This is a genomic window from Nocardia nova NBRC 15556 (assembly GCF_001613005.1).
GTDB lineage: Bacteria > Actinomycetota > Actinomycetes > Mycobacteriales > Mycobacteriaceae > Nocardia > Nocardia nova.
The window spans coordinates 1-20,479 of sequence record NZ_BDBN01000010.1; the positions used below are offsets into that span (position 1 = coordinate 1).

17 protein-coding genes are annotated in these 20,479 nt (G+C 67.0%); 5 read left to right on the forward strand and 12 right to left on the reverse strand.

Translation table 11 applies throughout. The annotated features are described in order from the left end of the window. The 3 genes from NN2_RS36930 to NN2_RS05385 all read right to left on the reverse strand — a co-directional run. Positions 1-414, reverse strand: a 414-nt coding sequence (locus NN2_RS36930; protein ID WP_156511223.1) for a hypothetical protein, incomplete at its 3' end; no start/stop codon positions are given. Positions 415-417: 3 nt separating this feature from the next. Further along, positions 418-5,091, reverse strand: a complete 4,674-nt coding sequence (locus tag NN2_RS05380; protein WP_063010954.1) for a DUF6531 domain-containing protein — start codon at positions 5,089-5,091, stop codon at positions 418-420. Further along, on the reverse strand, positions 5,088-5,414 hold the full coding sequence (locus tag NN2_RS05385; RefSeq protein WP_063010959.1) for a type VII secretion target: 327 nt from the start codon (positions 5,412-5,414) through the stop codon (positions 5,088-5,090). Before NN2_RS05385 ends, NN2_RS05380 begins: the two co-directional genes overlap by 4 nt. Positions 5,415-5,617: 203 nt before the next feature. On the opposite strand from NN2_RS05385, the gene NN2_RS05390 reads away from it, so the two are divergent. Both NN2_RS05390 and NN2_RS05395 read left to right on the forward strand, forming a co-directional pair. Then, a complete protein-coding gene (locus NN2_RS05390) occupies positions 5,618-5,869 on the forward strand; it encodes a toxin HicA (protein WP_063010961.1) in 252 nt (83 codons plus the stop codon). Further along, positions 5,863-6,186: a type II toxin-antitoxin system HicB family antitoxin gene (locus tag NN2_RS05395; RefSeq protein WP_063010963.1), complete on the forward strand. Its 324-nt coding sequence runs from the start codon at positions 5,863-5,865 to the stop codon at positions 6,184-6,186. The genes NN2_RS05390 and NN2_RS05395 overlap by 7 nt, the downstream gene beginning before the upstream one ends. A gap of 40 nt (positions 6,187-6,226) precedes the next feature. Here the strand turns inward: NN2_RS05395 and NN2_RS05400 are convergent, their stop codons facing one another. The 7 genes from NN2_RS05400 to NN2_RS05430 form a co-directional block, all read right to left on the reverse strand. Continuing rightward, positions 6,227-7,441: an arylsulfotransferase family protein gene (locus NN2_RS05400; RefSeq protein WP_063010965.1), complete on the reverse strand. Its 1,215-nt coding sequence runs from the start codon at positions 7,439-7,441 to the stop codon at positions 6,227-6,229. 115 nt (positions 7,442-7,556) lie between these two features. Then, positions 7,557-10,259, reverse strand: a complete 2,703-nt coding sequence (locus tag NN2_RS05405; RefSeq protein ID WP_063010969.1) for a fumarate reductase/succinate dehydrogenase flavoprotein subunit — start codon at positions 10,257-10,259, stop codon at positions 7,557-7,559. 35 nt (positions 10,260-10,294) lie between these two features. After that, positions 10,295-11,050 (reverse strand): ABC transporter ATP-binding protein, encoded by a 756-nt coding sequence (locus NN2_RS05410; RefSeq protein WP_063010971.1) that lies wholly within the window; start codon positions 11,048-11,050, stop codon positions 10,295-10,297. Further along, the gene (locus NN2_RS05415) at positions 11,047-11,877 is read right to left on the reverse strand and encodes an ABC transporter permease (protein ID WP_063011053.1); all 831 of its coding nucleotides are present in this window, start codon (positions 11,875-11,877) and stop codon (positions 11,047-11,049) included. The genes NN2_RS05410 and NN2_RS05415 overlap by 4 nt, the downstream gene beginning before the upstream one ends. 38 nt (positions 11,878-11,915) lie before the next feature. Then, on the reverse strand, positions 11,916-13,343 hold the full coding sequence (locus NN2_RS05420; protein ID WP_063010973.1) for an ABC transporter substrate-binding protein: 1,428 nt from the start codon (positions 13,341-13,343) through the stop codon (positions 11,916-11,918). A 55-nt stretch (positions 13,344-13,398) separates the two neighbouring features. Continuing rightward, entirely contained in the window at positions 13,399-13,626 is a 228-nt protein-coding gene (locus NN2_RS05425; RefSeq protein ID WP_030516520.1) for a 4Fe-4S dicluster domain-containing protein, read from the reverse strand. Further along, entirely contained in the window at positions 13,601-14,461 is an 861-nt protein-coding gene (locus NN2_RS05430; RefSeq protein WP_082856758.1) for a GntR family transcriptional regulator, read from the reverse strand. The genes NN2_RS05425 and NN2_RS05430 overlap by 26 nt, the downstream gene beginning before the upstream one ends. Positions 14,462-14,934: 473 nt before the next feature. Here NN2_RS05430 and NN2_RS05435 point away from each other — a divergent pair, with 473 nt between their 5' ends. Further along, a complete protein-coding gene (locus NN2_RS05435; RefSeq protein ID WP_063010974.1) occupies positions 14,935-16,215 on the forward strand; it encodes an ROK family protein in 1,281 nt (426 codons plus the stop codon). A 121-nt stretch (positions 16,216-16,336) separates the two neighbouring features. On the opposite strand, the gene NN2_RS05440 is transcribed toward NN2_RS05435, so the two are convergent. Further along, on the reverse strand, positions 16,337-16,969 hold the full coding sequence (locus tag NN2_RS05440; protein ID WP_063910683.1) for a class I SAM-dependent methyltransferase: 633 nt from the start codon (positions 16,967-16,969) through the stop codon (positions 16,337-16,339). 82 nt (positions 16,970-17,051) lie between these two features. On the opposite strand from NN2_RS05440, the gene NN2_RS05445 reads away from it, so the two are divergent. After that, positions 17,052-17,540 (forward strand): TetR/AcrR family transcriptional regulator, encoded by a 489-nt coding sequence (locus NN2_RS05445; RefSeq protein ID WP_231983200.1) that lies wholly within the window; start codon positions 17,052-17,054, stop codon positions 17,538-17,540. Here NN2_RS05445 and NN2_RS05450 read toward each other — a convergent pair. Then, the gene (locus NN2_RS05450; protein ID WP_063010976.1) at positions 17,521-19,140 is read right to left on the reverse strand and encodes a DUF2207 family protein; all 1,620 of its coding nucleotides are present in this window, start codon (positions 19,138-19,140) and stop codon (positions 17,521-17,523) included. The two genes, NN2_RS05445 and NN2_RS05450, sit on opposite strands and share 20 nt — an antisense overlap. A gap of 402 nt (positions 19,141-19,542) precedes the next feature. Between NN2_RS05450 and NN2_RS05455 the strand changes: the two genes are divergently transcribed. Then, positions 19,543-20,475, forward strand: coding sequence for a neutral zinc metallopeptidase (locus NN2_RS05455; RefSeq protein ID WP_063010978.1), 933 nt, complete (start codon positions 19,543-19,545; stop codon positions 20,473-20,475). Positions 20,476-20,479 lie beyond the last annotated feature (4 nt).

Sequence of the window (20,479 nt, forward strand, 5' to 3'; positions counted from 1 at the left end):
AAGCCGCTTGTCCATCCCTTCGAACCCCATCGACTCCAGCGGTATTGCAACCGTGCTTATCGAATGCCCAGCCGAGTTCTTGATGACGGCAATGCATTTATCCAGTATTTCGCTCAGCTTAGATTCTTCCGGTGCGGGATGACTGCCCTTGAAATATGGAGCATAACTCGGCGTTGCCACAATGAACTCTGGCGCGACGTCGCCAGTCGTGTTGACAAGAATCTGCGCCCGTTCGGTATCTGTGCGCCCACCGTATCGGTCATGGGCAAACACTCCTGGAAGTATCAAAGCGTCACAGCTGCGGGTTGCTTCGGGCATGGCCCCGACGCGGAATTCCACATTGTCCATGTTACGCAGTGCGGCTCGCGCTTCTACCAACGCGTTCTCGTACGGCGCGAAAATAACGAACTTCAATTTTCATCCTCCTACCAAACCGTGAGGTAGTATCCTAGGCCTGCCGAGTTGTGACAGAATTTCGGTCGGTAGAGCAATCCCCTCGCCGACTCCGGAATCGGCGAGATGTTCGATGAAGGCGCTCTCAGGGATCAGGTGGGCATCAATCGTCGTTCGCACGATAGTATACGGGCCTTCGTGCGGAAAAGCCTTGTACATGCCGCGTGCATACGCATTTGCGCCCTCTTCTGAAAAGGCGAAGTACTTCGTTTCTATCCCGCGAGGATTGGAGAACCCTCGGTTGGCCTTGATGTCCTGTAGTTCTTTGTCCAACACGGCCCGGTACAGATGTATCTGTTTGTTCTTGCAACGCAACCCGAGAGGATCCAACCAAGTGAGGGGGTTGTGAGGATAAGCCATCGGGTTCGCGGACGGCTCGAGACCCAGCGGATCCGGCGCCGTGTAGCGTCCTGCCTCTGCGTCGTAGTACCGGTGGTAGTTGTAATGTTCGCCGGTTTCGTGGTCATATAGCTGTCCGGGGAAACGAAGCAACGTCTGCGTAGTGCCGCGCCATGTTGTGCGGCCCCAGAGATCGGCGGTAGCTATGCCCACGGTCTCCACGGCGACGAGATCGATGAGCTCGACAGGCGAGCCGACGAGGTCGGTGGTGATGGCGCAAAGCCCGCTGTGGGCGGAATCTCCTTGAATAGTCTGTGACAGAGGGGTGTACGTCCCAGCGTGGTGCCTCCAGGAGGTGGTGACGGCACCTCGCTCTTGCGACCCGACCCACGTCTGTTCGATCAAATACGTTGAGTCCCAGGTGTAATGGGTTCTTTCGAGGAATCGACCGCCATCTGTAGTCTGCCGCTGCTTCGACAATCGCCGCCCCACCGCGTCGTACGTATACCGCCACCACTCCTTCCCTGGCGTATAAACATCCGTCAGCTGATCGAACCCGTCGTATCGGAAGTGCCAGATGTCCGGCTTCCGCGATAGCCGCGTTACTTCCTTCCGGATCAACCGCCCGGCCGCGTCGTAGAAGTAGCGGGTTCGTCCGTTGCGGATCAGCAGGTTGTTGCGGTATTCGCGGCGGCCGTTCGGGGTGTGGTCGGGTAGCGGTGTCGATGCGTCGGGGGCGTGGGTGGTGGGGAGGGATGCGGGGGTGGTCGACGGTGGCAGGGTGCTGGTGATGTTCGAGAGGGCGTCGTAGCTGTAATGCTCTGTGGGGCGGCCGTTGTCGGTGATCGTGGTGATTCGGCCGGCGGGGTCGAGGGTGTAGGTGCGGTGTTGGGGTGCGGTGCCGGTGCGGTGGGTGGTTTGGGTGGTGAGGTAGCCGTCGGGGCGCCAGGTGTAGTCGTCGCGGCGAATCAAGCGGCCATGATCGGTGACGGGAGGTGCGCCGGGGCCAGGTACAGGAAACGATGCCTCGCCCGGGCGCTGACCGGACATCGGAGGTCCCGCCGACCCGGGGACCTGCGGTGCCCGCGCCGCGACCTGGCGGCTCAATACCTGGCCCACCGGTGAAAGCGTTTGCTCCACAACCAGATTTCCCAGGGACCATCCGGTCGGGCGGCCCAGCGCGTCGTGCGAGAAGGTCGCCCGATGCCCGTCGATGGTCATGGAGGTGACGCGGCCGGCGGGGTCGTAACCCCAGCTGGTCACAGCCCCGGTGGGACTGCGGCGGAAGGTGCGGCGGCCGTGTTCGTCGTGTTCGAAGCGCATCGGCGGGTGGTCGTCGACGCGTTGGAAGGCGAGGTTGCCCGCAGGGTCGTAGGCGAATTCGAGGGTGTGGGTGCGGTCGTGGCCGACGCCGGAGATCGCCGTGCGGAGGCGCCCCACCTCGTCGTGCGTGTAGAGCTGGTATTCGCCGGTGTCACAACGGATCTGTGTGAGGCGGCCGAGGATGTCGTGGGTGTGGTAGCGGCGGACGCCGGTGGGGGTGGTGACGACGGCAAGGGTGCCGTCCGGGTTGTGTTCGTAGGCTGTGGTGGCGCCGTTGTAGTCGGTTTCGGCGGCGAGTCGTCCGGCCCGGTCGTAGCTGTAGGTCCAGGAGTCGCCGAGGGGGTTGGTGACGGTGGTGAGGCGGCGTTCGGTGTCCCAGGTGTAGAGGGTGCTGGTGCCATCGGGGTCCGTGCGGTAGGCGAGCAGGTCGAAGGCGCCGTATTTGTGGAAGGTGACGTTGCCGGCGCGGTCGGTGTGGGTGAGAAGATTGCCTTCGCCGTCCCATGTCCACGATTCGGAACAGCCGTCGGGGTCGGTGCGGCGCAGCGGTTTGCCCTCGGGCGACCATTCGTGGCGAGTGATGCCGCCGAGTGCGTCCGTGACGGCGACCGGGCGCCCGAAGTGGTCGCGTTCGATACGCGTGACCGCGCCGTACGGGTCGGTGACGGCGATCGGAAGGCCCGCTGCATCGACGTCGAACACCGTTGTCGCGCCGGTCGATTCGATCACCGACGTCACCGCACCGCTCGGTGAATGGTCGAATGCGGTGCGGCGTCCGGCTTCGTCGACGGTGGCGGCCACGTTGCCGTGCGCGTCCCATTCCTGCTGCCGCGTGGAACCGTCGGCGTCCGTGATCACGGTCGGCCGGTTGTGTGCCGCGTAGCCGATGGTGATGGACTTCTCGTCGGGCCGAACCACTTTGGCCAGATCACCGTCGGGCGTGTAGGTGTAGTACGTGATCCCCCCGTTGGGCGCGATGACGCGCAGCGGCTTGCGATCGGGGGTGTAGTCGGTGTGGATCCGTCCGCCGAGCGGGTCGATCACATCGCGAAGCTTGTGGTCCGGGTCGAAGTCGTAGATAGTGGCCGCGCCGGTGGAATCGGTGACCGTGGTGCGGGTCCCGCTGCCGTCCGGATAGGTGAAGTAGTCGAAATCGGCGTCGAGGATGCCGTTGGTGCCGCGCTGGCGGACGACGCGACCCGCCGGATCGTACGTGTTGGTGAGGGAGTTGCCGTTGGAATCGGTCCACGACGTCATCCGCTGCTCGGTGTCGTAGGTGTAGGTCGTGGTCGCGCCGACCCCGTTGGTGACACCTACCAGCGCGCCCGCTTCGTAAATGAAAGTCCGGACCGGAGTGGAGGTTTCGTCGTTGGCGGCGTGGTGGCGGCCGACGACCACCAGCCCGGTGACCCGCCCCGCCCCGGTCTCCACCCGGACCCGGTACCCACCCGAATGCGAAACCTCGATCGGTGACCCGTCGCTGTCGTAGTGGAATCGGATCAGGTTGTGGTGCCGGTCGACGATCGCGCTGATCGCGTAGTTGCCCAATCGCACGTCGAGTCCCTCGAGCGTGGCCTCGGGCTCGAAACACCAGCTCAGCTCGCGGTCCGGATCGCTGACGCGATATCCGCCGGTGTCGGTGCGCACCAGGGGCCAGCGCAGTTCACCGTTCAGCGGCAGGACGGGATCGCCGGGTTCGGAATGCGGGTAGGCGAGCATGATGCCGTCGTCACCGATGAAGGTGACGGTCGCGGACTCGACCACGATCCGGATATCCAGCGTCGCCGACCACGAGGGCCCGAACCAGCGGCCGAACCGGTAGTCGGAGCGATGGCGCCGCCGCAACTCCAGCGGCAGCACCCCGGGAAGTTCGAGATCCGTTTCCGGCAGCAGGAATTCACCCGTCGCCCCGTCGACCGGATCACCACATCCGGTGACCTGCTTCTCGGTGCGAGAATTCTCCGGCCCGGATTCCGCGGCATGAGTGCCGCTGCCCTGATCCTTGTCCGCTTGCTGATGCGGGTCGTTCCTGGGTTTACCGGTCGAACCGTCGTCCGGATCGCCGGAACCGTCGTGTGAGGTGCTGTGCGTATCGGCGCCGTCGTCGTGCGGTTTGCCGTGTTCGTTCGGCGTGTCCGGCTTGTGTGAGCTCGGATGCGTATCGCCGGCAGTGGTTTTCGTATGCGGTTTCGCGCCGTCGATATGCGTGCCGCCGCGCCCGCGCTTCAGTGCCTTCATGATGTCTTCCCATGCACCCTCGAGCTTGTGCAGCAGGGGCGTGAGCTTCTTGAAGGTCGAGGCGAGCTTGCGGAACAGTTTGGCGATCGTGGTCAGTACCTTCGCCACGAACGTGGTCGCCTGCGCGGCCACCAACGGGGTGGCCACGCCCAGCGTGCACACCTCTTCGGCCGCCCACGCGGCCAGCCGGCCCACGGCCTGGGCGATGAGGTCGCGCACGGTCTGGCGGACGAACGCCACCACGCCGCCGGCCATCGCGATCGCCGACGAGGCCGCCGAAGCCGCATTCGATGCCGCGGTCAGCAGCGAATTCGTCTCGGCCGCATGGGTTCGGTAGGCGTCCCCCGCGCTGCCGACCCAGTCGGCCACGTCCTGATCGACGGACTTCTTGTGATCGTCGGCGACCTGCTTGATGTGGGTAGAGACGTTCTCCCAGGTCTTGGCATACGCCTGCACCGTATCCGGATCGCCGGCCACCCAATCCAGCGCTTCCTGCAGCGGCTTCACGTGCTCCATCAGGAAACCGACGCCGTAGGAGGCGAGCGTGCCGATCGGATCGACCGCCAAGGACACGGCCTCCATCCCTGCGCCGAGCACGGCGAGGCCGCCGTCGACCCACGATCCGGAGGAGATCGCATCGTGCACGTCGGCAACCGATTCGGCGATTCCGATGCCGGTGTAGGACTTCGTGGAATCCTCCCGCTGGGCGATCAGCGGGTTGTCGGCTTCCGTCGTCACCAGGTGGCCTCGGGTTTCACCGAAGCCAGCTCGCTCGCATTCGCCGAATCGGTGCTCTGCAGCGAGGTCGCGACCTGGCCGAGCGTGCCCGCATCCGCGTTCAACGCGTCGGCGGCGGTCTTGATCGCCTGCAGTCCGCCGTCTTCGACCGTGTCGACGAACAGCGGCGGCAGGAACGAGCACAACTTCCCGAAGGCGTCGGTCGGCACCGAGACGGCCTGACCGGCCTGTAGCGCCACGTGCAGTGAATCACTCACGCCCTGAACATTTTTCGCATGTGTGCGGATTTTGTCCGGATCGACGTGCACCTGACCACTGCTCATCGGGCCGCCCCGCCCGGTGTGTGGTAGCTATCGGATGCGTTCACGTCGCCACCCCGCCCCCTTCGTACGAACCGCGCAACCCCGTCGAGCAGGGCGCACAGATCGAATATAACGAACGGAGACGGGGCTTTCGATTCAGCCGGCCTTTGCCGCTATGCGTAAGTCGACTACCGAGTGATATCATATGCGATATCGTCCGCGATATGACGACCGAGGAGAAGATCGACAAGCTGGTCCAGAGGATGGCTGCCAACCCATCCAATGTTCGTTTCGCCGATCTACTCACGGTGTGCGAGCACCATTTCGGTAGTTACCGACAGCGTGGAAGCCACTACGTGTTTTCGATGCCGTGGCCGGGAGATCCCCGCGTCAATATCCAGGCCGGTGGCGCGCAGGCGAAGTCGTACCAGGTCAGGCAGGTTCTGGCCGCGATCGCGAAGAAGGAGGCATGGTGAACCACTACTCGTACCGCGTGATGTGGTCTCCCGAGGACGGCGAGTGGGCCGGTACATGTCTCGAATTTCCGTCTTTGTCACATCTGGACGGCGATCCCCTCGATGCGCTGCGGGGTATCGCTGACCTGGTGGAATTCGCTGTAGCGGACCTGGAGGCCAACGGCGAGGCGGTGCCGGTGCCGTTGGCCGATCGCACGTACAGCGGCCAGTTCCTGGTTCGCACATCCGCCGACATGCACCGGCGATTGACCATCGAGGCCACCGAGCGCGGGATCAGTGTCAACAAATGGGTGAACGAGAAGCTCGCCAGCGCATGACCGCTCGCCGGGAGTGACTCGCCGAGGGGCGATGTCGTCCTCAGTTCGGTGCCCAGTCGGCGGGGAAGGCTCGGTAGGTGCCCAGCGGCAACCGGGCGTCGTAGACCATGTCGCCGGTCGGGGTGAATTCTGAAATATGCGGTGCCATGCCCCAGCCCACCAGGGTGTTGCCGTTGGGGAGCGGCTGGGCGTCGCCCATGGCGAAGGCGGTCAGGCCGGCGGGGTGGGTTTGGTTGCGCACCAATGTGGCTCGGTGGTTGTCGAGGTCCAGGTGGATCCACTGCACACTCGACACGCCCAGTGTCTCGAAGCCGCTGGAGTTGTTGTTGAACAGGCGCAGCGTATCCGGGTCGGCGAATTCCGCATCGTGCTGGAATGCGAATTCGACGCCGGGGCCGAGATCGAAAGTCGAATGCCTGCCGCCGAGTTGCCATTTGATCGCACCGGTGCGGATGTCGACGTCGTAGACGGTGGAGGTATCGCGCATCGAGATCACCAGATTGCCGTCGGGATCCAGCGCGATCGAATTCATGTGGTACGGGTCGTAGGTGTCGCTGCCGGGAAGTTTGCCGGGGGTGGTGGTGTCGGTGAGCGGGACGTGCTCGGCGGCGCTCCAGCGCAACAGAACTCGCTTGCTGGCCACGTCGACCACCGTGGCGACGGTGTCGTACATCTTGCCGTTCTTCGGGCCGCCGATCGCGGACAGATCGGCGTCCACCTCCTGGTACGACGTGATCAGCGCTCGGCCGTCGGGAGTCAGGCGGAATTCGTGCACATCGCTGGGAGCGCCACCGGCATCGAGGGTTTCGATAACGTTGCCGTGTTCGTCGGCGATGTAGTCGGCACCCGAGCCGTGCCCGCCGACGGTGCCGCCCTGCCACCACGTCAGCACCCGTTTGCCCTGATACTTCTGGGTGCGGAAGTTCGAGACGTCCTGTCCGGCGGGAGGCGTGTAGCGCCAGACCTCATGCCCGGCCTTGTCCACCACGATATTCGCCGGAGCGGTAGCCGGAACGGCGGACAGCGCCTTACCCGCCCCCGGAACCAGCGCCGCCGCACTGACACCGTTGCTGTAGTAGATGTAGCCGGGCGCCGCGGCCGGGGTGTTCACATCCACGGTGTATTCGGGTGCGCCTACCGGAAAAGTCGGCAGCGGAGCCGCGTGCGCGGTGAACGGGATGGATGCGGCGCCTACCCCGACCGATGCTGCGATCAGCGTGGCGGCGTGGCGAAGGTTCCTGGCAATCCTGGCCATCAGTTTCCTTCAGCTGAGTCGACCGATAATTGCGCAGAGCGTAGACCGGCTTTCTGAGGGAACTGTGAAGGCAGGCCGAGTCCCCGCGCGACGCGACGAATCGCTGCCCTCCGCCTCACGCCGCCTCCAGGGTGCGGCGGGCGTAGGCGCGGACGTCGGCGTCGGTATCCGCGAGTACCACCTGGAGGGCGGTTCGGACGGCCGCGTGGTCGGGCCAATGCGAGAGGGTCAGGACGGCGGCTTTGCGGACGTCCGGATGAGGGTCGGTCAAGGCGGATTCCAGCGCCTCGGACGCGGCGTGCGGGCCCAGTCCGGCCCAGCCGCGGGCGCCGCCCTCGCGCACCTGCCAGGCCGAATCCTTCAGCGCCGCGGTCAGAATCGCCGCATCGGACGAATCGCCGAGCCGCGCCAGGGCGGCGAGGGCGGCGGCGCGGACCAGGGGATCCCGGTCGTCGACCAGGGCACGGATCGTGTCGGCGCCGCCGGCGCCGACCTCGGCCAGGCCGCGGGCGACGGCCACCCGGACCTCCCGGTTCTCGTCGAACGCGGCGGCGGTGAGGGCCGACCAGTCGTCGAGGGAGACCAGGGCGCGCACACCTTCGATGCGCACGCGGTGGTCGCTGTCCACCACGGCCTTGCCGAACAGGTCCGCCGAGCCGCGGCGCTGGGCGCGCAGCAGATCCACCACCGCGGCTCGCACGAGCGGGTCGGACGATTCGGCGTGTGCGGTCAATTGTCCTGCGGGAGGCAGGATTTCGATCAGCTCGCGCAGGCCGGAGACGGCAGCGGCGCGAACGCCGGCGTCGTGGTCGCCGAGCGCGGCGATCAGGGCATCGGCGAATCCGTCCGGAGTGCCCTCGGTCAGCACCGAGAGCGCGGTGGCTCGCACCCGGGGGTCGCTGTCGTCCAGATAGTCACGCAGCTCGGCGGCCGCCGGACTGTCCAGCCCGAGCAGGAGCGCGATCCGGGGTGCGGCGGAGTCGTCGGTGGGGGCGGGGATCGTGATTCCGGGACGGGGTTCGGCGCCGGTTGCCGATGCTCCGGTCCGGGGTGGGCCGGCGATCAGTTCCGGCTGCGCCACCGCGACCGGCTCGAGCTCGGCGCGAGGCAGATCCTCCCATTCCGGCACCGGCACGAAATACGGTGCGACCGGGCGCTTCAGGAATTCCATCTCGCCGTCGGCGCCCTTGCGCAGGTTCAGGTGGTAGCGCCACTCCTCGTCGTTGCGTTCGGGCAGGTCGGCGCGGTCGTGGTACAGACCCCACCGCGATTCGGTGCGGGTCAGCGAGGACCGGGCCGCCATCTCGGCGCAGTCGCGGATGAAATCGACCTCGGCGCACCGCATCAGTTGGTGCGGGGTGTCCGCGCCCATCTCGGCGATCTCCTGCCGCATCCGCTCGAAGGTCTCCAACGCGAGCGACAGTTTGGTCTGAGTCTTCGGCGGCGCGACGTAGTCGTTGACGAAACGACGCAACTTGTATTCGACCTGCTGCTGCGGCGGGCCGTCGGGATGGCGCAGCGGACGGTAGATCAGTTCGTGCGCCGCGGCCAGCTGATCATCCGGAAGAGTCTGCGGCGCAGGCACTTCCGTAAGCCTCGACGACGCGTGCTCGCCCGCCAGATCCCCGTAGACGAACGCCCCGATCATGTAGTTGTGCGGTACGCACGCGAGATCGCCCGCCGCGTACAACCCCGGGACCGTGGTGCGCGCGTGTTCGTCCACCCACACTCCGGAGGCAGAATGTCCACTGCACAAACCGATTTCGGAGATATGCATCTCGATGTCGTGGGTGCGGTAGTCGTGGCCGCGGTTGGCGTGGAAGGTGCCCCGGGTCGGTCGCTCGGTGGTGTGCAGGATGCCCTCGAGCGCGTCGAGCGTCTCCTCGGGCAGATGCGAGACCTTCAGATAGATGGGCCCGCGCGCGGACTCGATCTCCCGCTTCACCTCCGCCATCATCTGCCCGGACCAGTAGTCCGAGTCGACGAAACGCTCACCGGCGGCATTCACCTGATATCCGCCGAAGGGGTTCGCGACATAGGCGCAGGCCGGCCCGTTGTAGTCCTTGATCAGCGGATTGATTTGGAAGCATTCGATACCCGACAACTCCGCGCCGGCGTGATAGGCCATCGCGTACCCGTCGCCGGCGTTGGTCGGATTCTCGTAGGTGCCGTACAGATAGCCCGACGCCGGCAGCCCGAGCCGGCCGCACGGTCCGGTCGCCAGGATCACCGCCTTCGTGCCGACCGCCACGAACTCCCCGGTCCGGGTGTTGAGCGCGGCCGCACCGACCGCGCGACCGCCGTCGGTGAGGACCCGCACCGGCATGAGCCGGTTCTCGATCCGGATCCGTTCCCGCATCTTGCGTTGCCGCAGGACGCGGTAGAGCGCCTTCTTGACGTCCTTGCCCTCCGGCATCGGCAGCACATAGGAGCCCGAGCGGTGCACGCGGCGCACCGCGTACTCGCCGTAGGCGTCCTTCTCGAACTTCACGCCGTAGCGTTCCAGCCGTTGCACCATGGCGAAACCGCGGGTCGCGGTCTGATACACGGTGCGCTGGTCGACGATTCCGTCGTTCGCGCGGGTGATCTCGGCGACGTAGTCCTCCGGCTCCGCCTTACCCGGGATGACGGCGTTGTTCACGCCGTCCATGCCCATGGCCAGCGCGCCGGAGTGACGCACGTGCGCCTTCTCCAGCAGCAGCACGTTCGCGCCGTTCTCCGCGGCGGTGAGCGCGGCCATGGTGCCGGCGGTTCCGCCGCCGATCACCAGCACATCGCAGTCCAGGCGCACGGTGTCGGACAGCTCGGGAATCTTCATCAGCGCACTCCAGGGAGGTGAATAGTCGGGGCGGCTCAGGCAGCGGCCGACCGCGGCGAACGATTGAGAGCGGCAAGGATTTCGGCACGCTCGGCACTGCGATCGACGTCCTTGCCGCGCGGGTTCGGCACCGCGATCAGCGAATGCAGGGCACGGTCGGTGCCGCCGAGCACCGCGACCCGGTCCCCGAGGGTCAGCGCCTCGTCCACGTCGTGGGTGACGAAGACGACCGTGGCGGGATGGGTCTGCCAGGTTTGAATCAGAAGTCGTTGCATGGTCATTCGCGTCGGAGTGTCCAGAGCGCCGAACGGCTCGTCCATCAGTACCGCGCGCGGCGCCCCGGCCAGCCCGCGCGCGAGTTGTACGCGCTGGCGCATACCGCCCGAGAGGCTCTTGGGCAGATAGTCGCCGAAACCGGTGAGCCCGACCTCCTCGATCCAGCGCTCGGCCTGCGCTCGACGGGTAGCCCGCGGCTCCCCGCGCAACTTCAACGCCAGCTCGATATTGGAACGCACAGTGCGCCAGGGCAACAGCGCATTGTCCTGAAACACCATCGCCCGATCGCGGGAGGGCCCGGTGATCGCGTCGCCGTCCGCGAGCGCGCGTCCGGAGCGGGGCGGCAGCAGGCCGGCCAGAGCGCGCAGCACCGTGGATTTCCCGCATCCGGACGGCCCGGTCAGGACGAGGATCTCGCCCGCGCGGATATCGAGTGTCAGCCCGTCCAGCACAGGTGCGCCACCGTAGCGAAGGTCCACCCGATCGAGTCGCAAACCCATTGCGCTCGAGCTCATTTCGTCACCTCCCCGGCACGTGGCAGCCAGCGGGTGGCGCGCCGTCCCAGCAATTCGATGGCCGCCGAGGTGGCGAAGCCCAGCACGCCGATGGTGATGATGCCGACGAACACACCGGGATAGTCGACGATCGTGTATGCCTGCCAGGTGCGGTAGCCGATGCCGAGGCGCCCGGAGATCATCTCGGCCGAAACCACACAGATCCACGCGACGCCGATCCCGACCGACAGCCCGCTGAACACGCCCGGCAGGCTGCCCGGCAACACCACCCGCACCAGCACGTCCCAGCGGTTACCGCCCAGCGTGCGCACCGATTCCTCCCAGATGGTCGGCAGTGCCCGCACCGCGTGCCGGGTGCTCACCATGATCGGGAAGTAGGCGGCGAGGAAGGTGATGAACACGATGCCGGCCTCGTCGGTGGGAAACAGCAGGATGGCCACCGGCACGATCGCGACCGCCGGAATCGGGCGGGCCAACTCGGTCAGCGGTCCGAAGATGTCGGCGAACCAGCGTGAACGCCCCAGTGCCACCCCGGTCGCGACACCGATCACCGCGGCCAGCCCGAAGCCGCTGAGAATGCGGATCAATGATTGGCCGAGGTCCAGCCAGAAGGTGTCGGTCTGCACCTGTACCCGCAGCCGGTGCAGGATCTGGGTGACCGTCGGCAGCGTATCGAAGCGAACCCACAGCCGAAGATGGTTGGCGGTCAGCACTTGCCAGGCGATCAGCGCGATGACGATGGAGGCCACCCGAACCAGCCGCGAGCCCCACAACCCTGCGGTGCCGTGGTGTCCGGCGGGCGCAGTGGTTTCCCGTGCCGCGGTGATGTCCGGAGCGCCGGCGTCGACCGGGATGGTGGTGGCGCTCACGACCGCACCTCACCGATGGCCTGGTCGTAACTCACCGCGACCGCACCGGGGTGGCGGGCCTGATACCGCTGCACCGCGCCGGGGGTGATGAAGGGCAGGTAGGTATCGCCCTCGCGCACCCACTGCGCCTTGTCCGCGAACCAGCGAGTGCCGAGTTCCGCATCCGGCACGTAGGCGGCGCGGATCTTCTTCCCCTGCGCCCGTGCGGCTTTCACCGCGCGCAGCAGGTCGGTGGGGTTGCCCGCGGGCTGTGCGGCAGCCTGGCCGTCGAACCAGATCTCGCCGGCGAGGGCCGCATCGGAGACCGGTTTACCGGTGCTCGGGTCGGTGCCCGTGATCGGCGCGGGATCGGCGAAGTTCGCTACGGCCGCCTCGTAATTCACACCGCGTTCGGCGAAGGCTTTCCGCAATGGGGCGTCGTCGACGAATTTGTCGATATCGAAATCGGCGAAGTCGCCGATCGACTTCAGATACGGAACATCACCCTTGAACGCCTGGACGAGCTGCGGCTTCAGGGGCGTGTCGAACGAGGTTCCCCCGGGTCCGTTGTAGAGGTAGACGACCTCCGCCGGCAGTCCGGAGTTGTCAGCGACCAGCTGCGCGGCTTCGAGCGGTTTCGCGTGCAGGAAATCGGTGGCGTCAAGTTGCGCCTGCAGGAATGCATCGAGCACCTCGGGATGGGATTTCGAATAATCACGACGTGCCACCACACCGTGGAATGTCGGCACGTTCAACTCGGCGCCATCGTAGAGCAGCTTGGCCTTGTCCTGGAAAACGAGCAGGCCGGGCCATGCCACGAATTGCGAAAGCGCCTGCACCTGGCCGGATTCCAATGCGGACGCGCCGATCTGCGGCTGCTGGTTGAGCACGTCCACACCGTGCGCGGGGTCGATGTTCGCGCGGCTCAGAGCCTGGCGCAGAGTGCCGTCACCGGCGGAGCCGACGCTCGCGGACACCTTCTTGCCCGCCAGATCCGACAGCGACATCGCCGTCGAATTCGGCGCGGTGACAACCATATTCAGGGAACCCCGCGGCTGGTAGCCGGTGATCGAGACCAATTCGGTGGCCGAACGCTCACTGGCGGAGGTTCGGGAACCGTTGATCAGCAGGGGGTAATCGCCCATCGAGCCGATATCGATCTTCTCCGCGATCATCTGCGCGGTGATCGGCGCGCCGGTGTCGTAGTCCTGCCATTCGACCTGATATTTCGGGCCGCCCTTCGCGGTCAGGCCGTTCAGGCGATTCTCCAGGAAACCCTTGGCGCGCAGCAGCGTTCCGGCGGTGACGGTATTGATGGTCTTGGACTGATAGCCGACGACCACCCGGACGGTGTCCCCGGATCCGGTCTGCTCGAGCGAGCATCCGGCGGCCAGGGTGGCGATCAGGGCGGCGGCGGCCAGTATGCGGCCACGACGGTACTTCATGGTATTTCCTCGAAATCGGGCCGAGGGCGGCCACTGAAAGATTCCGCTGCGCGATTCAGCGCAGCAGATACGGCATATTGACGGTGACGGCGCCGGTGGGACAGCGCGCCGCGCACGGCCCGCAGTACCAGCACTCGTCGACGTGCATGAACGCCTTGCCGTTGTCCGGATTGATCGCCAGCGAATCCAGCGGGCAGATCTCCACACACAGCGTGCATCCCTCGATGCACAGCGATTCGTCGATGGTTACCGGGACATCAGCCCGCTGATTGACCGACGCCATGGCGGCTCAGCCTCCAATCGTTGCTTTCCGTGGTGCGAATCAGGCTGTCGCGCAGGGTGATCCGATCACCACGCATGCGTATGTACTCGAGATCCACCGGGCGCCCGTCGGCGAGATAGGTGAGACGTTCCAGCAGCAGCAGTGCGCTGCCCTCGGGGGCCTGCAGGGTGGCGGCGCTGTGGATGTCGGCGGTGATGGCCTCCACCGCCAGATCGGCCGAACCGAGCGACTGGCCGCTGATCTGTTCGATGAGCCCGAAGATGTCCTCCGACCGCAGATCGCAGTCGAGTACCCGCTCGCCGATGTCCGGCGCCAGATAGGTGTGGTCCAGGCTGAGAGGCAGATCACCCAGGTAGCGCAGCCGCTCCAGGTAGACCGCGGATTCGCCGGGCGCCAGGCCGAGCCGGTTGGCAACCGCGGGCGGTGGCGTGAGGCGCACCGCCGCGCGCACCTCGTTGCGCACCTCGCCGTGCCCGCGCAGCGTTTCCTTCAGGCCGCGCAGGCTGTCCAGGCCGTGATCGTATTTGCGTTGCGCCACATAGGTTCCCACTCGCGGGACACGGCCGATGAGGCCCTCGTCGCGCAGCAGTGCCAGTGCCTCGCGCACCGCGTTGCGGGAGACGGCGAATTCCGCGGCGAGTTCGGATTCGGTGGGCAGCGGGTCGCAGCACTGGCCGGTGTGGATCTGCTGACGCAGCACATCGGCCACCTGTCGGGCCCGATCCGCCTTGCGGATGGTGCGGGCGCCGGCTGCCGCCGTAGTCTCCGCCCCGGAAGCCGGGTGGTCGGCAGCGGACCCGTGCTGCTGACGCAGGGGTACCGGATCGGCCGTCATCTCCACCTCCTCACGCTTGTGACCTGCGGTTTCCGAGCGTAACGGCGGGGCCCGGGCGGGAGCGCCGGCCGCATGGGCGGCGCCGGCCGGGCGTGCGGTTATCCGCCGCCCGCCCGAGCGTCGGACCTGCTGAAATCCGGGCGATCGAAGGTAATGCGCCACCTGCGGCGATGCGGGCCCGCATTCGAATCAGTGTGAGCGCAATATGTGCCGTGACCGTTCGCTGGCGCGGCGCGGAATCGGGGTGTTACCGTTTTCCACATGTCCACCAGCCGTTCGAACCGCGCACGGGTCACCTATGTGACCGTGGCGCTCGGTGTGCGGCTGCCGCGGCAGCGGGAACTGTGTTGTTCCCGGCCGCGCAGCTGAGACCGCTCCAGTCGTCCGTCTGTCGACCCTTTTCGGGCCCTTCTCGCTGCCTTGTTGCCGATGTAGTCGTCTCTTCACGAGACTTTCGACAAGGACTTCGCCCCATGACGAGCCCCATCCTCGAACGACAGTCTTCCCCTTCTCGTCCGCGGCCGGTACGCAGTGTGCCGCGGCCGGTGGTGCCGCCGGAATTGCGGATCACCGACAACCCGGCGGCCGCTGTGCTGCGTGCCGCCACCCGCGGACCCATCTTCCGCGACAACGCCGCTCAGACAACCGGTTTGAGCATCGCCACCGTGAATCGGCAAGTGTCGGCGCTACTTTCGTCCGGACTGTTGCGAGAGCGCGCCGACCTCACCGCATCCGGTGCGGTCGGACGCCCGCGCGTGCCGTTCGAGGTCGATACCGACCGCTTCGCCACACTGGGCGTCCATATCGGTGCGAATCTCACCCGGATCGTGGCCGCCGATCTGTCCGGCCGCATTCTCGGCGGGTTGGAGATCGCCACCCCGCAGGCCGCGCAGGAGGCGGCCATCACCATCATCGCGCGCAGCGCCAAGGCCTTCCTGGACCGATTACCGCGGCGCCGGCCGTTGTGGGTCGGTGTGGCGCTGGCCGGACGGGTCGATCCCGTCGCCGGCGTCGTGGATCATCCCCGCCTGGATTGGCAGTCGGCGCCGGTCGGCCCGATCTTCGCCACCGTGCTGGACCTGCCGGTTTCGGTCGCCGCCCACGTGGAGGCGATGGCCGCGGCCGAACTGCTGCTCACCACCGGTGCGCCGGATCGTCCCGGCGCCCAGGACCGGCCCGGCAGCAGCCTCTACATCTACGGCCGGGAGACGGTCGGTGTCGCGGTCACGCTGCACGATCGCGTCTATACCCCGGCGAACGGCCCGGGTTCGATCGCGCATCTGCCGACCGGATCCGATATCGATTGCTCGTGCGGCCGGCGGGGCTGCTTGGAAGCCACGGTCGGCGAGGCGGGCGTGCTGGCTCGCGCCGTGCGCGCCGGCATCGTGCCGAAGCGGGAGGCGCCGCGGAAACCGGTGATCGCCGAGCTGTACCGTGCCGCCGAACAGGGTTCCGTCCCGGCTCGCGACATGCTGTTCGAGCGGGCCGAAATCCTCGGCAACACCGCGGCTCTGGTGCGCGACATGTTCAATCCCGATCGGGTGGTGCTGGGCGGACAGGCCTTCACCGGTTACCGGCCGGGACTCGAACGAGTCGTGCAGGCCTTCGGTCGCGCCACCACTCTCGCCCCGGCGGATCTGCGGATCAGCCGATTCGGCGGGCGGGTTCAGGAGCATGCCGCGGCCGTCACCTCACTCAGCGTCTGCTACGCCGATCCGCTGTCGGCGCTGCGCCGGGCAACGCGCTCGCGCTGAGGACCCGGGCGCTCGCGCTGAGGACCCGGGCGCTCGCGCTGAGCAGACGAGCGGCGGCCGAGTCCACGAGCGAAGACTCGGCGGCCGGGGCGGGTCCACCGTCCCGGCCGTGGCTGTGGCCCTATGCGGGCTTGACGCCGGTCAGCACACCTGTCGACGGTTGCACCGTCCGATACTCCAAGTCCTGAAATCCCGCTTGCTCCAAGGGATTCCGATACCGCCGGATATCGATCTCGGTGGGATCCATATGCCTGCTGAGCAGCTTCGTCAGCCGCCCGTGCACACCCACGGGCGCCATATCGGCCAGGAGAACCCGTCCACCCGGCCGTAGTACCCGCCACATCTGCGACAAGGCGTTCCCACGATCCGCCTCGGGAATGTGATGCATCCCGAACGTGCAGGTGACGACGTCGAACGAAGCGTCCGGCAGCGGCAGCGACTGGGCCACGCCGTACTCGAAGCGGCAGTTCGTCCGGTTGCCGGACCGGGCGGTGGCGTACTCGACCATCTCGCGGGCGGCATCGATACCGACGACTTCACCGCGGGGTCCGACCCGGTCGGCCAGCGCGAACACCAATGTGCCCGGGCCGCTGGCGATATCGAGGGCGCGTCCGCCGGGTTCCGCGCCACTGGCGGCGGCGAGGGCGGCCGCGTGTCGTCGGCGTCTGCCGCCGAAGAAGACGGTGGTGAACGCGCTGTAGCCGCGCGGGTTGGTGATCAAAATGCCCTGGGGGTCTTGTTCGATTCGGAACATGTGTTCATGATCTGGTGAAGCGGCTGCTCCCACCAGAGGCAAAAGCATCGAAACCGTTCGTTTCCGCACACCCGGAGGCACAGTGTCCGATAACGACCGCCGCGTCCGGCGTACCCGCAGCACGCTGCATCGCGCCCTGATCGAGCTAATGATCGAACGCCCCTACGACCGGATCACCGTGCAGGACATCCTCGACCGCGCCGATGTCGGCCGTTCGACGTTCTACGCCCACTTCCGCAGCAAGGACGACCTGCTCGTGGTCAGTGGAACCGAATTCCTGCGTGCGGCGCTCGCCCGCCGCTCGGGTGACCCGATCCGAACCATCATCGAACTGGCCGAGGGGCATCGCGAGGTCTACCGGGCGCTGCTCGGCCCGAAGAGCACCATGGTCGTCGTGCGTGGCACCCAGCAGATGTTCGCCGAGATCCTGGCCGGCCAGGGCAGCGCGGAGCCCGAGACCACATTCCTGTCGTGGGGGCTGGTCGGGTTGCTGCCCGCCGTAGCCGAAGGCCGCACCACCCCTCGGGCGGCCTACGAGGTCATCCGGCGGGTCAGCGACCCGCCGTCGTGAAAAGCCCCTCCAATGCGGTGATGAAATACGGGAAATGCCCGGCGAACCGGTGCAGATTCCGGTCGCGATCGAAGCCGCCGAACCAGTAGAGCCCGGCCTGACGATCGGCCCCGGGATCCACATCGCGGAAGGTGCGGATCCAGTTGTCGGCCCGGCCACCGATGATCGTGAACGGTAGCGCCCGCGAGAACAGCAGTTCGCGATCGGCCGGCGGGATCTGATCGGGCCGTTGCGCGTCCAGACCGTTCTGCAGAGCTTTCACCTGTGTGGCGAGCGCGCGGCCCGCGGCGGTCCGCGCCGGCAGATACCGGCCGAGTAGCAGCATGGCCGCGCCGCCGAGCGCGATGGCCACGCCGACCAGCGCATATCCGCCGGCGACGGCGAGGCCGACGGTGGCCCCCACCCCGATCACCAGCAGCGCGACGCCGATCCAGAAGGCGAGTCCCCGCCGATCGTGATCGATCAGCGTGCCACGTTCGAGCGCGTCGCGGCGCAGCGCGGAGCGTACGGGCTCGGCGGCGACGCGACCCGGCGCCCGCAGTTCCGACAACAGAACCGAGTCGGCGCCCTCGGGCAGCAGGGTCGTATAGACGTGCTTTTCGTAGCTGCGCAGTTGATCGTCGACGGGATTCACCCGGGTGATGCGCCAGTCCGAATCGCTCACCGGCGCGATCCACAGATAGCGCCGCACCGCCAGATCCACCACGGTGGCGGCGATATCGGCGGCATCGGCGGAGCCGTCGAGCAACAGTCCCGCCTCACCGGGCAAAATGCCGTCGGGAGAGACGAATTCGCTGTGGTTTCCGTTGCGCTGCACCGGATCCAGAGTTCCGGTGGCGGTCAGGGCCGCGGCGTCCTGGCGGCGAGCCCAGGCCAGATAGGCGCCGAAGGCGGCCAGCGCCGCCAGCAGGACACCGAAGGCGATCAGCACCGGTGCGGTGACGGCGAAGGCGCCCGTCCCGCGGCCGCCGCGAATATCGGCGTTGGCCTTCACCGTGCCGGGCGGTACCTGCAGGGTCACATCGAGAATGTCGCCCTTGTGCAGATTCTCCTCGTGCATGGTGAGCACGCCGTCCGGTTCGACGCGGGCGTCGTTGCATTTGCGGGTGCTACCCACCGAGCCGACCGTGCAGTCGGCGATCCCCATCCGGTAACTCGGGCTGATCACCGAACCGTCGAACGAGGCGACATCGGTGTTGAGGGCCCCCGTCCAATGGAACAGTTGCGTACCCGGCGCATCGCTGACCGTGCCGTGCACGGTGTACTTGAACGACGACTCCCCCGGCGGCGCGTCCACGCTGAACACATCGCCCGCCACCTTCGCCGAACCCGGTCCGGTACTGGAGATGTCGGTCACACCGAAACGGCGTTCACTCCCGTCGTCGCGTCCCACCCGCAACGGCAACGCCATGTGGAACTGACCACCCGGCGGTACCTTCACGGTTTCCGCCACCTCGAGCAGACCGGCCTCGCTGAGTTTGACATCCGCGATGATCGACACACCCGCGGGCTCCTGTGCCCGCGCGGCCGGTGCTGCGGCGAACAGCCCGGCCGCTATCAACAACAGAGCGCCGAACGCGCCCCCCCGAAAGATCAGCATGGGGCAGTAGCTTAGCGGTGGGCCATTGTGCGAGCAGGCGTCGCGAATCCGGCGGCTTGCTATTCTGCGTCGGCGGCTGTCGCCGGAGAGTGGTGGCTGTCGCCGGATGAGGAACGGACAAGGGGGAGTGGGGGAGTGAGTCGACCACCCTACGGGCACGGCCCGAATCCGCGGGGCGGACGGCCGGTTCCACCCCATGCTCCGGGCGGCCGGCAGCGTCCGGGACCGCCGCCGGGGTACGGCCACACGGCACCGCCCGGATATCCGCCGCCCGGCTATGCAGGTTACGCACCGCCCGCCGGGCCTCCGCCGTACCCCGCCGCTCCGGGTTACGGCGGACATCCCGGATACGCTGCGGGACAAGGTTATCGACCGTCCGCGCCGCCCGGACATCGTCCACCCGTGCCACCGCCGCGGCCGTACGGTCCGGCCGGTCCGCGCTCCGCTCCTCCGCGCAAGCGAGGTGGCGGGGGCTTCGGCGCGGTCGTCGTCGTGGTGCTGCTGATCGTCACCTCGGGCCTCATCCGCTTCGCCGTGCGGACCGGATTCGACGCTGCCTCACATACGGGAGAACACGGCAACTACAGCTACAACCCGCCGCCCGGAAAGGATTCCGCGGGCGTCCCCGAGACCGGCGCCAATCCGCTCCTGGCCGATCCCGGTTCGCCGCTGAATCCGGCGCGCTGTCCGTACACCCCGTGGAGCACGCAGGTCGACGCCGCGCGCGCGTTCTTCGACAGCGCCGCAGCCTGTCTGGCCGACGCCTGGAAGCCGGTGCTGGAGCAGGCGAAGTTGAGTTTCACCCCGCCGAAACTCGTTGTCACCGCGAGCACTTCGGGCATCACCACGCCGTGCAGTGGATCGAGCAGCAATTTCGCGGCCTTCTACTGCGGTGCGGATCAGACCATCTACATGCCGATCAGTCAGCTGCAGACGGATATGTTCCACGATCACTGGGAGATCTACCTCTCGGTCTTCGCCCACGAATACGGTCACCACATCCAGGCGCTGTCCGGGATTCTCGGCGCGGCCAACAAACAACGCCGCCAGACCGGCCTCTACAGCGACGAGGGGCTCGACCTCTCCCGGCGAATCGAATTGCAGGCCAACTGTTTCGACGGCATGTACTTCGCGTCCTCGGCAGGCGGGAAGTCGCTGACGCCGGTGCAGGCGCAGTCCGCGCGCAAGGATGCCTACGGCCGGGGTGACAGCGCCGGCGATATGCGCAGCCACGGCACCGCGGAACACGCCGGCGACTGGTGGAGCACCGGATTCGACAAGAACGCGACCGCGCCCTGCAACACCTTCATCGCGCCGTCCGGACAGGTGAGCTGATCCG

Coding starts and splice junctions, on each gene's coding strand:
- NN2_RS05395 (WP_063010963.1), top strand. CDS start 5,863: ATGGTGAACCACTACTCGTACCGCGTGATGTGGTCTCCCGAGGACGGC.
- NN2_RS05450 (WP_063010976.1), bottom strand. CDS start 19,140: ATGCTGATCTTTCGGGGGGGCGCGTTCGGCGCTCTGTTGTTGATAGCG.
- NN2_RS05405 (WP_063010969.1), bottom strand. CDS start 10,259: ATGAAGATTCCCGAGCTGTCCGACACCGTGCGCCTGGACTGCGATGTG.
- NN2_RS05430 (WP_082856758.1), bottom strand. CDS start 14,461: ATGACGGCCGATCCGGTACCCCTGCGTCAGCAGCACGGGTCCGCTGCC.
- NN2_RS05425 (WP_030516520.1), bottom strand. CDS start 13,626: ATGGCGTCGGTCAATCAGCGGGCTGATGTCCCGGTAACCATCGACGAA.
- NN2_RS05440 (WP_063910683.1), bottom strand. CDS start 16,969: ATGTTCCGAATCGAACAAGACCCCCAGGGCATTTTGATCACCAACCCG.
- NN2_RS05435 (WP_063010974.1), top strand. CDS start 14,935: ATGACGAGCCCCATCCTCGAACGACAGTCTTCCCCTTCTCGTCCGCGG.
- NN2_RS05410 (WP_063010971.1), bottom strand. CDS start 11,050: ATGAGCTCGAGCGCAATGGGTTTGCGACTCGATCGGGTGGACCTTCGC.
- NN2_RS05390 (WP_063010961.1), top strand. CDS start 5,618: ATGACGACCGAGGAGAAGATCGACAAGCTGGTCCAGAGGATGGCTGCC.
- NN2_RS05400 (WP_063010965.1), bottom strand. CDS start 7,441: ATGGCCAGGATTGCCAGGAACCTTCGCCACGCCGCCACGCTGATCGCA.
- NN2_RS05385 (WP_063010959.1), bottom strand. CDS start 5,414: ATGAGCAGTGGTCAGGTGCACGTCGATCCGGACAAAATCCGCACACAT.
- NN2_RS05420 (WP_063010973.1), bottom strand. CDS start 13,343: ATGAAGTACCGTCGTGGCCGCATACTGGCCGCCGCCGCCCTGATCGCC.